Below are 12385 nucleotides of genomic sequence, written 5' to 3'. Positions count from 1 at the left end.
GCCTGCTCGCGAAGAGGCCCGCCCAGTCAGTGAAAATTCAGAGCTGATCCGTCCACTCCACCACCGGCATCGTCCGCTTCATCAACACCTTGCCATCGCGCACCGAATACAACGGCAACCCCTGACTGCGGATCACCTCGTAGTCGCTGTCCGCCGACAGAATCAGCAAATTCGCCGGCCGTCCGGGCTCCAGCCCATAACGGTCCCCAAGGTTCATGGCCTTGGCGCTGTTGTCAGTGACCAGGTCCAGTGCACTTTGCAGGTTGCGGTAACCGAGCATGTGGCAGATGTGCAGACCGGCTTCCAGCACCCGAAGAATGTTGCCGTTACCCAGCGGGTACCACGGGTCAACGATCGAGTCCTGGCCGAAACACACGTTCATCCCCGCTTCCAGCAACTCATTCACCCGGGTCACGCCCCGGCGTTTCGGGAAGTTGTCGAAGCGCCCTTGCAGGTGAATGCTCTCGGTGGGGCAGGAGACAAAACTGATGCCTGAATGCCCGAGCAGGCGGAAGAGTTTGGCGCAGTAGGCGTTGTCATAAGAACCCATGGCCGTGGTGTGGCTGGCGGTCACCCGTGAACCCATGTCGCGGCTGCGGGCTTCTTCGGCCAGCACTTCCAGAAAGCGTGAATGCGGGTCGTCGGTTTCGTCGCAATGCACGTCCACCAGGCAGCCGGTGCGTTCGGCCAGGTCCATCAGGAACTTCACCGAGCTGACGCCCTGATCGCGGGTGTATTCGAAGTGCGGAATACCGCCGACCACATCGGCGCCCATGCTGATCGCTTCTTCCATCAGCTCTCGACCGTTGCGATAGGACTCGATGCCTTCCTGGGGGAACGCGACGATTTGCATATCGATCAGGTGACGGCTTTCCTCGCGCACTTCGAGCATCGCCTTGAGCGCGGTCAGTTGCGGGTCGGTGACGTCGACGTGGGTGCGCACATGCTGAATGCCGTGGGCGGCGAGGGTCTGGATGGTTTTCTTGGCGCGGGTCTTGGTGTCTTCTTCGGTGATGGTTACCTTGCGTTCGCCCCAGCACTCGATGCCTTCGAACAGCGTGCCGCTCATGTTCCAGCGCGGCTCGCCGGCAGTGAGGGTCGCATCGAGGTGAATGTGCGGCTCGACAAAGGGTGGCACCACCAGGTTGCCGCCGGCGTCGAGGTCGTCGGGGCCCAGGGTCGGGGCTTCGGTCTGACGGGCGATGGTGCGGATCAGGCCGTTTTCCAGGTGCAATTCATGCAGGCCTTCTTGGTTGCGCAGGCGGGCGTTGATGATGTGCATCAGGCGAATCCTTTTATAGATCTTGTAATGGAGCTTCAGCGGCACGGGCACCCAGTACGCTGGTCAATAGCACATACGTTAGCGCGGCAGCGGCAATCCCTACCAGTGGCGCGATCCAGGGCGAACTGAAAGCGGCGACAGTGCCGACGGCATAGGCGGTCAGACCTGGCCAGTTGAACGCCGGCAATCGAGCGTCAGCCAGACGAGGATATTGACCACGATAGCGGAAGAAAAAATCCGCCATGATGACCCCGCCTATCGGCGGAATGACCGTGCCCAGCAGGATCAGATAAGGCACCAGCATGTCGTACATGCCCAGCAGCGCGAGCAAGGTGCCAATCACCGCGCCGGCCAGGGTCACGGTTTTGCGACGACCGGTGCGCAACAGGTTGCAGCCGGCGACGGCGAAGTTGTAGATGGTGTTGTCCTGGGTGCTCCAGATGTTGAGCAGCAACATCGCCATCGCAGCCATGGCGAAACCTTGCAACAGCAGCACTTCGACCACGTCCGGTTGCTGGTAGACGATGGCGCCGTAGGCACCGATTAATACCATCAGGCCATTGCCGATGAAAAAGCCGATCAGGCTCGCCAGCACCGCGACCCGTGCGGAACGGGAGAAGCGCGTCCAGTTGGTCGCCTGGGTGGCACCGCTGACGAAGGTGCCAAACACCAGGGTAATCGCGGTCGACCAATCCAGGGTGCCTGTCGGGACCACCGCGAGCAACCCATCGAGCCCGCCGACTTTCACCGTGGCCACCCACATCGACAGCATCAGCAGCAACATCATCGCAGGCACCGCGATGTACGAGAGGATTTCCAGTCCGCGATAACCGACATACGCGGTGGCGCAAAAAGCCAGGCCGAACAGCACCATCAAGCCCAGAACGGCACCCTCGCTCAATTCGAAATACTTGCCCAGCACCACGGCGGCCGTGGCCGTGCCCCAGGCGTACCAGCCGATCTGGGTGAAACCGAGGATCAAGTCGCTGAGCTTGCTGCCGACCTCACCGAAGCAAAAACGCCCCATCAATACCGAATTCAGGCCGCTTTTGAAGGCGATGTAACCCAGGCCTGCGGCGTACATCCCCAGCAGCAGATTGCCGACGATAATCACCGCCATCATCTCGCCAAAACTGAAGGCCACGCCGAGCTTGCCGCCGGCGAACATGGTGGCGGTGAAGAAGGTGAAACCCAGCAGCACCATGGCCGTGGAGGCGAGGCCCTTGCGGGCATGCATCGGCACTTCGCTGAGGGGGTAATCGTTGCCCGGATCTTTTTGCGTCATGTGGCGTTCCTTGCTGAATGGGGGACGCGGGAAGGGTTGCAGTGGTCGTGCCAAGGGGGGATGGCTTAGTTATGTATAGTCGAGCGCGGGCGTTTGGAGGGTGGTCGGCACGAAAGCAGTGCATCTGCAGGAACATGGAACCCATGTAGGAGCGACCTGTGGCGAGGGGATTTATCGAAACGTCGCACCGCCCCGTTGGGTTGCGCAGCGGCCCCAAAATCGCTAGGACTGCTGCGCAGTCCAACGGGGATAAATCCCCTCGCCACTGGTCGCTCCCACAGTGGATTTGGTTTCTTCAGGGGGATTGGATCAACGGCAAAAACTTCAGCAACGCAGCGACGATAGCCTCCGGTGCATCTTCCTGAACCAGATGCCCGGCATTGGGGATGGGGTGAAACTGCGATCCCACAATCATCTGATGCAGCGCTCGTCCACGCTCGATGGGAATCCACTGATCATCCTCGCCCCACAGAATCTGCACCGGGCAACGCACCGTCGGGTACAACCCTTCTGCCTCACGGGTATAGCGCTCATCCATCTGCGCAATCTGCCGATAGAACGCCGCTTGCCCGGGATCGCCCAGCCACGGTTGCACATACGGGTCGAGTTCTTCATCGGGGATGTCGCGCTTGATCGCCCCGCGAATATAGGCCGGCACAATCGCTCGCTGGATGTAATCGGGCAGTCCGCTGAACGCCGCTTCGTGCTGCCGCACATGCTGCACGAACGGCGAACCCCAGGGCGTCAGCGCCACCGGATCAATCAGCGTCAGGCTGCGGTAATCCTTGCCGTTCAGCAGGTGCGCGCGCAGCGCGGTGGCGCCGCCGAAATCGTGAGCCACCACGTCCGGCCGCTCCAGGCCCCAGTGATCGAGCAAGTTCGTCAACAGGTCGTTCTGCACGCCCAGCGATACGTCGCCGGCGATTTTATCGGATTGCCCATAGCCCAGCAGGTCGAAGTAATGCACCCGGTGGGTGCTGAGGAAATGCGGGGCGATGCGGTGCCACACGTAAGACGAAAAGGGCGTGCCGTGCACAAACACCAACGGCGGGCCATCGCCCCGCACGGCGTAGCGAATGGAATGCCCGTTGAAGCGAAAGGTCTGAGCCAGCGGCCAGTCAGTCCTCATGGGGGTGTCCTTTTGGCGTGTTCGAGCCAAAAAGCATAGGCATAAAAAAACAGCCAATGAAGGCTGTTTTTTGTATCACTGACGAAACGCATTTTCCCCTGTGGAGGGGGCTTTGTGGCGAGGGGATTTATCCCCGTTGGACTGCGCAGCAGTCCCAGAACTTTTGGGGCCGCTGCGCGACCCAACGGGGATAAATCCCCTCGCCACAAAATCCCCTCACCACAAAAGCTCGCTCCTACAGGGGGCTTGCGTTGTCTTATAACGCGGCTTACTCGCCGTGATAGATGCAACCGCTGGTGCACGTCTCGTGGATACGGATCGCGCTCAGTTCCGGCAGCAGGGGCTTCAATTCCTTCCAGATAAACTTGGCCAGCACTTCGCTGGTCGGGTTTTCCAGGCCGGGAATGTCGTTCAGGTAGTTGTGGTCCAGGCGCTCGTAGAGCGGCTTGAAGATCGCCTTGATTTCCGAGAAATCGCGGATCCAGCCGGTGTGCGGATCGAGGTCGCCGCTCAAGTGAATCGCTACTTTGAACGAGTGACCGTGCAGGCGGCCGCACTTGTGGCCTTCCGGTACGTGAGGCAGGCGGTGGGCGGATTCGAACGTAAATTCTTTGAAGATTTCCACAGTGATTTTCAGCTCTGTCAGGTGGCGATCGCCGCGGCGATGTGGGCAGGCGGCGAGTTTACCAGAGCGCTGGGCAAAACACTGACTAAAGGGTCAGCAAGCGCTCGCCGAGGCGACCATTGGCGGTCAGCTCCAGGAACTCGTCACCCAGGCGGCGGCTTTCGTCCATGGTCTTACGCCAGTATTTCTGCCGGCTCGGGGCATCGCCCATGAACCGCTTGAAGTCGTTGCGGTCCGGCAGCTTGCCGTAGGGCAGGCGTGCCAGATAATCCTTCGACGGCGCCAGCAGCAGAACATCCTGCAACCGTTCAGGGCAGGCGCGGCGCCACGGCAGGGTCTTGTCGAACCAGCCGGGAATCACCCGGTCGGTGAAGTGCGGATAGAGCACGATGTCGTTGCCGCTGTAGGGCAGGTCGAGGTGATAGTCGAGCAGACCGCCATCGCGGAACGTCCCCACCCCCGCGCCCGGCAGATCACGCACGCCTTCCATCACCATCGGGATCGAGCCCGAAGCGAGCAGGGCCTGACGCAGGTTGCCGGTATTCAACGCGACGAAGCGCGACGGGAAATCGTTGAGTGCGTTGACCGGCGGGGCCTGGCGCGGGTCGTGGATGATCAGCCGTTCGAAGTGCCGCGACAGTCGCGCCCGACCGCGCAGGTTGTCGGCGATCACCGAGGACAGGCCCAGTCCGAGGCGACCGCGATGGTCGTCCGCGAGCAGGCCGTGGCTTTTGACCACCATGATGTTCAGGCGGTAGTGGGCGTTGTCCAGAATCGACGCATCGCGGCCGTCGAGCAGTTCATCGAGCATGCGCCGAGAGCTCTGGCTGATCTGCGCCATGGTCACGCCCTTGGCGAAGTTCTGCTCGGTGTAGAGGTGACCGAGGCGCCGGATGCCTTCGGCGGCATCCGGCAGGCAGGCGCTGGCGAAGCGCCAAGAGCCCACCGAAGCGCCGATCAATGCACGCTCGCGAGGCGCGGCCGGCAGCCATTCGCCAAACAACGCCAGGTCCAGACCCTGTATCCCCAAGGCTTTCGGCCCCCCGGCGGCACCCGGCAGCGTGCCGACATCGGCGGCGCTCAAACCGTTTTCACGGATGCGCGCCAAGGCACGAGGGCCGGCCTTGAGGGTCAGGGAAGGGAACTTGATGTGGATGGCGGTCATACCGGTCTCGAAGTCTGGCAAGCGGGGATTATAAACAGGTCAGGAATCACCACCAGCCTACTGTGGGAGCGGGCTTGCTCGCGAAGGTGGTGTGTCAGTCGACATCTTTATCGCCTGATTCACCGCCTTCGCGAGCAAGCCCGCTCCCACAGGGGATTGTGTATTGCGGTCCAATGATGGCAATTCAGTTTCAGTTAAGTTCAGCTCGCTAAGGTGCCCCCCGTAGGCAACACATAAAAAAATACGGAGACACCCCATGAAAACCCTGACTGCCCTGTTCACCGCGTCCATCATCGCCATGACCGCCAGCCTCGCCCACGCCCGTGACTTGGGCCCCGATGAAGCCCTGCGGCTGCGCGACGCTGGTACCATTGTGTCTTTCGAGAAGCTCAACGCCACCGCTCTGGCCAAACATCCCGGTTCCGATATCACTGAAACCGAGCTGGAAGAAGAGTACGGCAAGTACATCTACCAGGTTGAGCTGCGCGACCCACAAGGCATCGATTGGGATCTGGAATTAGACGCTGTCAGCGGGCAGGTTCTCAAGGATCATCAGGATACGTAATGAAGGTGTTTTCATTTTCACGCATGACACTGCTGCTTCTGGCGTTTTGCTCGGTCGTCATGGCCCGCGACCTCGATCAGGACGAAGCCCTGCGTCTGCGTCAGCAGGGCGTGATTCTGCCGCTGGAGCAGCTCCTGCAGCAGGCGCTGGACCTGTATCCCGGGTCCAAATTGCTGGAGGCCGAGCTTGAAGAAAAACATGACGTCTACATTTATGAAGTCGAGTTGCTGACCACCGAAGGGGTGGTCCGAGAGCTGGACCTCGACGCCGCCACTGGCCGGTTACTGAAAGACAAGGAAGATTGATCGATGCGTTTGCTTCTGGTGGAAGACCACGTGCCGCTGGCCGACGAATTGATGGCCGGCCTGAACCGGCAGGGGTATGCCGTGGACTGGCTGGCCGATGGCCGCGACGCGGTGTATCAGGGCAGCAGCGAACCGTATGACCTGATCATCCTCGACCTCGGCCTGCCGGGTCTGCCGGGGCTTGAGGTGCTGGCGCAATGGCGGGCCGGTGGGTTGGCCACGCCGGTGCTGATCCTCACGGCGCGCGGTTCCTGGGCCGAACGCATCGAAGGCCTCAAGGCCGGCGCCGACGATTACCTGACCAAGCCGTTCCACCCAGAAGAGCTGCACCTGCGGGTTCAGGCGTTGTTGCGGCGCTCCCACGGTCAGGCCAACCAGCCGACGCTCAAAGCGGCAGGGCTGCACCTGGATGAAGGTCGCCAGTGCGTGATGCGCGACGGCGCCGACATCCAGCTGACCGCCGCTGAATTCCGTCTGCTGCGCTATTTCATGCTGCACCCCGAGCAGATCCTTTCCAAAAGCCACCTCGCCGAACACCTCTACGACGGTGAAACCGAGCGCGACTCCAACGTGCTCGAAGTTCACGTCAACCACCTGCGGCGCAAGCTCGGGCGCAGTGTGATCGAAACCCGTCGCGGCCAGGGTTACCTGTTCGGCGGACAAGCCCGGTGAGGTCGATTCAGCGCCGCTTGAGCCTGGGGCTGATCAGCGTAATGGTGGTCGTCGGCCTGGTGCTGGCGCAAACCAGCCTGTGGTTATTCGAAATGGGGCTGCAGCGCTACCTCGAAGACGGTTTGCGCAACGACAGTGAAAACCTGCTGGTGGCGCTGGTGCGCGGGCCGCAGGGGCTGCAACTGGATGAACGGCATTTGTCGCCGGCCTATCAACGGCCGTTTTCCGGGCATTACTTCCGTATCGATTTTGCCGACAAGCATTGGCGCTCCCGCTCGTTGTGGGATCAGGAACTGCCGCCACTCGACCATCCCGGCTTGCACAGCAACCTGCAACTGGGGCCTGAAGGCCAGCAATTGCTGGTGCTGCGTTCGGATTATCGACGGCTCGGGCAATCGATTTCGATCAGCGTGGCGCAGGACTACACGCCGGTGCGCGAGAGCTTCCGGCGTATGCAGCAGATCGGTCTGGGCCTCGGGCTGGCGGGGTTGCTGCTGATTCTGCTGCTGCAACGGATCACCGTGCGCCGGGCCTTGCGTCCACTGGAAAAGGCCCGTGAGCAAATCGCTCAGTTGCAGCAGGGCCAGCGCTCGCAACTCGATGATCAGGTGCCGGTAGAACTGGAGCCGCTGGTGGCGCAGATCAACCATTTGCTCGCTCACACCGAGGACAGCCTCAAGCGTTCGCGCAATGCCTTGGGCAACCTTGGGCATGCGCTGAAAACGCCGTTGGCGGTTTTGCTGAGCGTGGCTTCAAGCGAGAAACTCGACGCTCATCCCGAGTTGCGCAAGCTCCTCAAGGCGCAACTGGAACAGGTCCAGCAGCGACTCAATCGCGAACTCAATCGCGCCCGGTTGTCCGGCGATGCGCTTCCGGGGGCGTTGTTTGATTGCGATGGGGAGCTGCCGGGGTTGTTGGCGACGTTGAACATGATTCACGGCGAACACCTGAACCTGAGCTATCGCGCACCGGCCGGTTTGCAGCTGCCGTGGGATCGCGAGGACTTGCTGGAATTGCTGGGCAATCTTCTGGATAACGCCTGCAAATGGGCGGATGCCGAGGTTCGGTTGAGCGTGGTCGAGACGGCTGGAGGGTTTGAATTAAGCGTGGAAGATGATGGGCCGGGAATTCCCGAGGCGCAGCGCGAGCAGGTGCTTGACCGGGGAACACGGCTGGATGAACAGACGGATGGGCATGGGTTGGGGCTGGGGATTGTGCGCGACATCGTCGACACGTGGGGCGGGGTGATGAGCTTGGAGGAGAGCGAGTGGGGTGGCCTGAAAGTGGTCATCAAACTCCCCAAACGCTGACACCGCTCTCAAAAACACCGCGTTACTGTAGGAGCCGGCTTGCTGGCGATGGCGGCGATACATTCAACACATGTGTTGGCTGTGAGAACGCAATCGCCAGCAAGCCGGCTCCTACAAGGGCTGTGTTGTCAGTCAGACCCGAAACTGATCCATCAAACTCTGCTGCTGATTCGCCAGGCTATTGAGCGACTGACTCACCCGCGCCGACTCATTCGCCTGCCCCGACAGCGACTCTGTCACATCCCGAATCGTCGCCACGTTGCTGTTGATCTCCTCGGCCACCGCGCTCTGCTCTTCGGCAGCAGACGCAATCTGCAAGTTCATGTCGCTGATCACCGTCACCGCTTCGCCAATCTGGCGCAGTGCCGTCACCGCTTGGCCAACTTGCTCGACACTGCCTTGCGCCTGGCGATGGCTGTTGTTCATCGAACCGACCACCTCCTGCGTGCCGCTCTGCAACTGCTCGATCACCAGACGGGTTTCTTCGACCGACTCCTGCGTGCGTCGCGCCAGATTGCGCACCTCATCGGCGACCACCGCAAAACCACGTCCGGCCTCACCGGCGCGGGCCGCTTCGATCGCGGCGTTGAGGGCCAGCAAGTTGGTCTGCTCGGCAATGGCGCGAATCACTTCCAGGACCGAACCGATTTTCTCGCTGTTGGCCGCCAGGCCTTCGACTTGCACCATGGCCGCGCTCATGTCGGCGGCGAGGTTGTCGATGCTGGTGGTGGTCTGGTCGATGACGGTCAGGCCCCGGCGAGTCGCTTGATCGGCATCTTTCGCGGCCTGGGCGGCTTGCGCGGCACTGCGGGCGACGTCCTGGGCGGTGGCGCTCATTTCGTGGGACGCGGTGGCGACCTGGTCGACCTGACGGTATTGCTGCTCCATGCCGGCGCTGGTCTGCGTGGCGATGGCAGAGGATTGGTCCGCTGTGCTGCGGGCGTCCTGCACCGAGCGTTTCACCTCGGCAATGATCGGTTGCAGCTTGTCGAGGAAGCGGTTGAACCAGCCGGCTAGTTGGCCCAGTTCGTCCTGCTTGTCGTAAGCCAGGCGCCGGGTCAGGTCGCCTTCGCCGCTGGCAATGTCTTCGAGCATGTGCGCCACGCCAAGGATCGGTTTGGTCACGCTGCGCGCCATCAGCCACACCAGCAGCAAGCCGATCAACGCGGCCAGCACACCGAGGCCGAGTTCCACCAGGGTGCCGCTTCTATTGCTGTCATCGAGTTGTTTTTTCAGGGCTTCGGCGGGGCCGACCAGGACTTTTTCTGGCACGTCGAGCAACACGCCCCAGGATTTTCCGCCGGGAATCGGTTGGAAAGGGGACAGCACCTTCAGTTGCTGGTTGCTGTGCAGGCTTTCGGTTTTGCTGCTGGCCGCGAGCATGCGAATCAGCTCGGCACCGTTGGTCTTGTCCACGGCGTCGAGGCGCTGGCTGAGTTTGCTGGCATCCGGGCTGTAACCGGCCAGCAAGCCGACCGGGCTGATGATGCTGACGTTGGTCTGGCCGTCATAGAGCTTTTTGCTCGCACCCTGACTCATCGCCTGCAGGCTGTTGAGGTTGATGTCCACCGACAGCGAGGCGATGACTTTGCCGTTGACCATCAGCGGGAACACGATGCTGGTCATTAGCACGTTCTGGCCATCGATCACATAGAAGTACGGTTCGATCACGCACGGCTTGAGCGTGGTGCGCGGGCAGGTGAACCAGGCGTTGGCCGGCTCGCCGCTGGGGCCGGCACTGGTGTCGGCCATGTCGCTTTCCGGCAACGCCATGGAGGTCACTTTACCCGGCGTCGGTTGCGACCAGTACAGGGCAAATCGCCCCTTGTCGTTGCTGCCCAGCTCAGCCTGGCCGGCGAACAGATCGTCCTTGCCGTCCAGCGCGTTGGCCTCGAACACCAGCGACAGGCCGGGCAATTCCGGGTTGGCTTGCAGCGCCGACTTGACCTGACGGGTCAGGTCCTCACGCAGGTCGAAGGCATCCAGAAAACGCTTTTCCGCCTGATCGCGCAGGAACAGCACCTGACGCGAAAAGCCGTGGCCGTATTGATAGGCGTCCATGAACTGCTGACGAATGACCAGTGCCTGGTTTTCACCCTGGGATTCGATCCGGGCCTGAGCGGCTTCGGTCAGCATCTCCATGCTCGAGGCTTTCACCATCTCGGAGCTGTGCTCCATGCGATACAGCGAAAGACCCACCAGCAGGGTCACGATGCCCGCCAGGCACAGCCCGGCCAGCAGGGTGATTTTCCATTGGATGGAAAGTTGTCTGAGCGACATGGAGAGACGTCCTTATTCGATATTTATCTGAGACTTTGCACTGTAACGGCTGCGAATTGGCTTTCTTTATGCGGTACAGCAAAGCTTTTGTGGCGAGGGAGCTTGCTCCCGCTGGGGTGCGAAGCGCCCCCAATACTGAGACGACGGTTTATCAGATACGCCGCATGGTATGAATTTGCGACTGCTGCGCAGTCGAACGGGAGCAAGCTCCCTCGCCACAGGTATTTCGTGGTCCGTTACATACAGGTTGGCCCATCCGCTTTGACACCGGGCCGACTCTGCGGCAAAGTGCGCGCCCTCTAATAAAACCCATTATTCAATCCGCTGGCGGCTCTATGCAGACTGCCGGCTGAGCTCATTTCGCTTGCCCTGAGGTAACGATGATTAATGCTGTAATTGCCGCGGTCGGCGTCATGCTGGTCCTCAGCCTGTCCCGCGTGCACGTAGTGATCGCGCTGATTGTCGGCGCCCTGGTGGGCGGCTTGACCGGTGGCCTGGGCATCGACGCCACCCTTAAAGCCTTTAACAGCGGCCTCGGCGGCGGGGCGACGGTCGCGTTGTCTTACGCCTTGCTCGGCGCGTTCGCCGTGGCGATTGCCAAGTCCGGCCTGGCCCATGCCCTGGCGGACAAAGCCCTGCTGATGGTTGATCGCCAACACGCGAACGGTGGCGGTCAGGTCAAGTGGCTGCTGATCGGTTTGCTTTGGGTCGTAGCCATCGCTTCGCAGAATATTCTGCCGATACATATCGCCTTTATTCCGCTGCTGGTACCGCCGCTTTTATATGTGCTGACCAAGCTGCAACTGGATCGCCGCTTGATCGCTTGCGTCATGACTTTCGGCCTGATCACGCCGTACATGTTCCTGCCGGTGGGCTTCGGCAACATCTTCCTGAATGAAATCCTGCTGGCCAACGTTGCCCGCAGCGGCGTCGACATCAGCGGCATCAACGTCACCCATGCCATGGGCATTCCGGCACTGGGCATGGTCGTGGGCCTTGCGGTCGCGTTTATCAGCTACCGCAAGAAACGCGTCTACGACCTGGGAAAGATCGAGAAAGTCGAGCAAGTCGCGGTGGAGTACAACCCGCTGAGCCTGATGGTCGCCGGTGTGGCCATCGCGGCGGCGTTCATCATTCAGCTGCTGCTGGACTCGATGATTATCGGTGCATTGGCGGGTTTCCTGATCTTTTCCGTGTCGGGAATCGTGAAGTGGCGCGACACCGACGACCTGTTCACCGAAGGCATGAAAATGATGGCGATGATCGGCTTCATCATGATCGCCGCCTCGGGTTTCGCCGAAGTGATGAAAGCCACCGGTGAGGTGCAAACGCTGGTTGAGACGTCAGCGGCGTGGATCGGCCACAGCAAAGGTGTCGGCGCGTTGTTGATGTTGCTGGTCGGCCTGCTGGTGACCATGGGCATCGGCTCGTCGTTTTCCACCGTACCGATTCTGGCGGCGATTTTCGTACCGTTGTGCGTGCAGCTGGGTTTCAGCCCGATCGCGATCGTGTGCATCGTCGGAACGGCTGGCGCCCTGGGTGACGCCGGCTCGCCGGCCTCGGACTCGACGCTGGGCCCGACCTCCGGCCTGAACATCGACGGCCAGCATCACCACATCTGGGACACGGTGGTCCCGACCTTCCTGCACTACAACCTGCCGCTACTGGCGTTCGGCTGGGTGGCCGCGATGGTCCTGTAACCACACTTCCCCTGTGGGAGAGAGCCTTTGTGGCGAGGGAGCTTGCTCCCGCTCGGCTGCGAAGCAG

11 protein-coding genes and 1 pseudogene are annotated in these 12385 nt (G+C 61.2%); 5 read left to right on the top strand and 7 right to left on the bottom strand.

The window, feature by feature from the left end; all coding sequences use genetic code 11:
- Window positions 1–37: 37 nt before the first annotated feature.
- From codA to ACA070_RS20675, 5 genes are all read right to left on the bottom strand, one after another.
- The gene (gene codA, locus ACA070_RS20695; protein ID WP_497448130.1) at window positions 38–1282 is read right to left on the bottom strand and encodes a cytosine deaminase; all 1245 of its coding nucleotides are present in this window, start codon (window positions 1280–1282) and stop codon (window positions 38–40) included.
- 13 nt (window positions 1283–1295) lie between these two features.
- Window positions 1296–2567: a cytosine permease gene (gene codB, locus ACA070_RS20690; RefSeq protein ID WP_497448129.1), complete on the bottom strand. Its 1272-nt coding sequence runs from the start codon at window positions 2565–2567 to the stop codon at window positions 1296–1298.
- A 295-nt stretch (window positions 2568–2862) separates the two neighbouring features.
- The gene (locus ACA070_RS20685; RefSeq protein WP_497448128.1) at window positions 2863–3696 is read right to left on the bottom strand and encodes an alpha/beta fold hydrolase; all 834 of its coding nucleotides are present in this window, start codon (window positions 3694–3696) and stop codon (window positions 2863–2865) included.
- Between the two features lie 268 nt (window positions 3697–3964).
- Window positions 3965–4321 (bottom strand): 6-carboxytetrahydropterin synthase QueD, encoded by a 357-nt coding sequence (queD, locus tag ACA070_RS20680; protein ID WP_008152165.1) that lies wholly within the window; start codon window positions 4319–4321, stop codon window positions 3965–3967.
- 85 nt (window positions 4322–4406) lie between these two features.
- Window positions 4407–5486, bottom strand: a complete 1080-nt coding sequence (locus ACA070_RS20675) for a patatin-like phospholipase domain-containing protein (protein WP_497448127.1) — start codon at window positions 5484–5486, stop codon at window positions 4407–4409.
- A gap of 256 nt (window positions 5487–5742) precedes the next feature.
- On the opposite strand from ACA070_RS20675, the gene ACA070_RS20670 reads away from it, so the two are divergent.
- The 4 genes from ACA070_RS20670 to ACA070_RS20655 are packed head-to-tail and all read left to right on the top strand — an operon-like array spanning window position 5743 to window position 8338.
- Window positions 5743–6051 (top strand): PepSY domain-containing protein, encoded by a 309-nt coding sequence (locus ACA070_RS20670; protein WP_497448126.1) that lies wholly within the window; start codon window positions 5743–5745, stop codon window positions 6049–6051.
- Entirely contained in the window at window positions 6051–6356 is a 306-nt protein-coding gene (locus ACA070_RS20665) for a PepSY domain-containing protein (RefSeq protein ID WP_497448125.1), read from the top strand. The genes ACA070_RS20670 and ACA070_RS20665 overlap by 1 nt, the downstream gene beginning before the upstream one ends.
- Window positions 6357–6359: 3 nt before the next feature.
- Window positions 6360–7028, top strand: a complete 669-nt coding sequence (locus ACA070_RS20660; protein ID WP_497448124.1) for a response regulator transcription factor — start codon at window positions 6360–6362, stop codon at window positions 7026–7028.
- Window positions 7025–8338 (top strand): sensor histidine kinase, encoded by a 1314-nt coding sequence (locus tag ACA070_RS20655; RefSeq protein WP_497448123.1) that lies wholly within the window; start codon window positions 7025–7027, stop codon window positions 8336–8338. The genes ACA070_RS20660 and ACA070_RS20655 overlap by 4 nt, the downstream gene beginning before the upstream one ends.
- A gap of 132 nt (window positions 8339–8470) precedes the next feature.
- Here the strand turns inward: ACA070_RS20655 and ACA070_RS20650 are convergent, their stop codons facing one another.
- Together ACA070_RS20650 and ACA070_RS20645 are read right to left on the bottom strand one after the other, a co-directional pair.
- A complete protein-coding gene (locus ACA070_RS20650) occupies window positions 8471–9175 on the bottom strand; it encodes a methyl-accepting chemotaxis protein (protein ID WP_497451996.1) in 705 nt (234 codons plus the stop codon).
- Window positions 9176–9376: 201 nt separating this feature from the next.
- Window positions 9377–9433 (bottom strand): annotated as a pseudogene (locus ACA070_RS20645) (hypothetical protein); the annotation flags it as partial.
- A 1568-nt stretch (window positions 9434–11001) separates the two neighbouring features.
- Between ACA070_RS20645 and ACA070_RS20640 the strand changes: the two are divergent.
- Entirely contained in the window at window positions 11002–12318 is a 1317-nt protein-coding gene (locus ACA070_RS20640; protein ID WP_497451995.1) for a Na+/H+ antiporter family protein, read from the top strand.
- Window positions 12319–12385: the final 67 nt, after the last annotated feature.

This window comes from Pseudomonas sp. LBUM1678, assembly GCF_059695575.1.
This window is presented reverse-complemented; position numbering and strand designations above follow the sequence as displayed.

Excerpts from the sequence above, each read along its gene's own strand:
- codA (WP_497448130.1), bottom strand. The coding sequence starts at position 1,282 with ATGCACATCATCAACGCCCGCCTGCGCAACCAAGAAGGCCTGCATGAA.
- codB (WP_497448129.1), bottom strand. The coding sequence starts at position 2,567 with ATGACGCAAAAAGATCCGGGCAACGATTACCCCCTCAGCGAAGTGCCG.
- ACA070_RS20685 (WP_497448128.1), bottom strand. The coding sequence starts at position 3,696 with ATGAGGACTGACTGGCCGCTGGCTCAGACCTTTCGCTTCAACGGGCAT.
- ACA070_RS20675 (WP_497448127.1), bottom strand. The coding sequence starts at position 5,486 with ATGACCGCCATCCACATCAAGTTCCCTTCCCTGACCCTCAAGGCCGGC.
- ACA070_RS20670 (WP_497448126.1), top strand. The coding sequence starts at position 5,743 with ATGAAAACCCTGACTGCCCTGTTCACCGCGTCCATCATCGCCATGACC.
- ACA070_RS20665 (WP_497448125.1), top strand. The coding sequence starts at position 6,051 with ATGAAGGTGTTTTCATTTTCACGCATGACACTGCTGCTTCTGGCGTTT.
- ACA070_RS20660 (WP_497448124.1), top strand. The coding sequence starts at position 6,360 with ATGCGTTTGCTTCTGGTGGAAGACCACGTGCCGCTGGCCGACGAATTG.
- ACA070_RS20650 (WP_497451996.1), bottom strand. The coding sequence starts at position 9,175 with ATGAGCGCCACCGCCCAGGACGTCGCCCGCAGTGCCGCGCAAGCCGCC.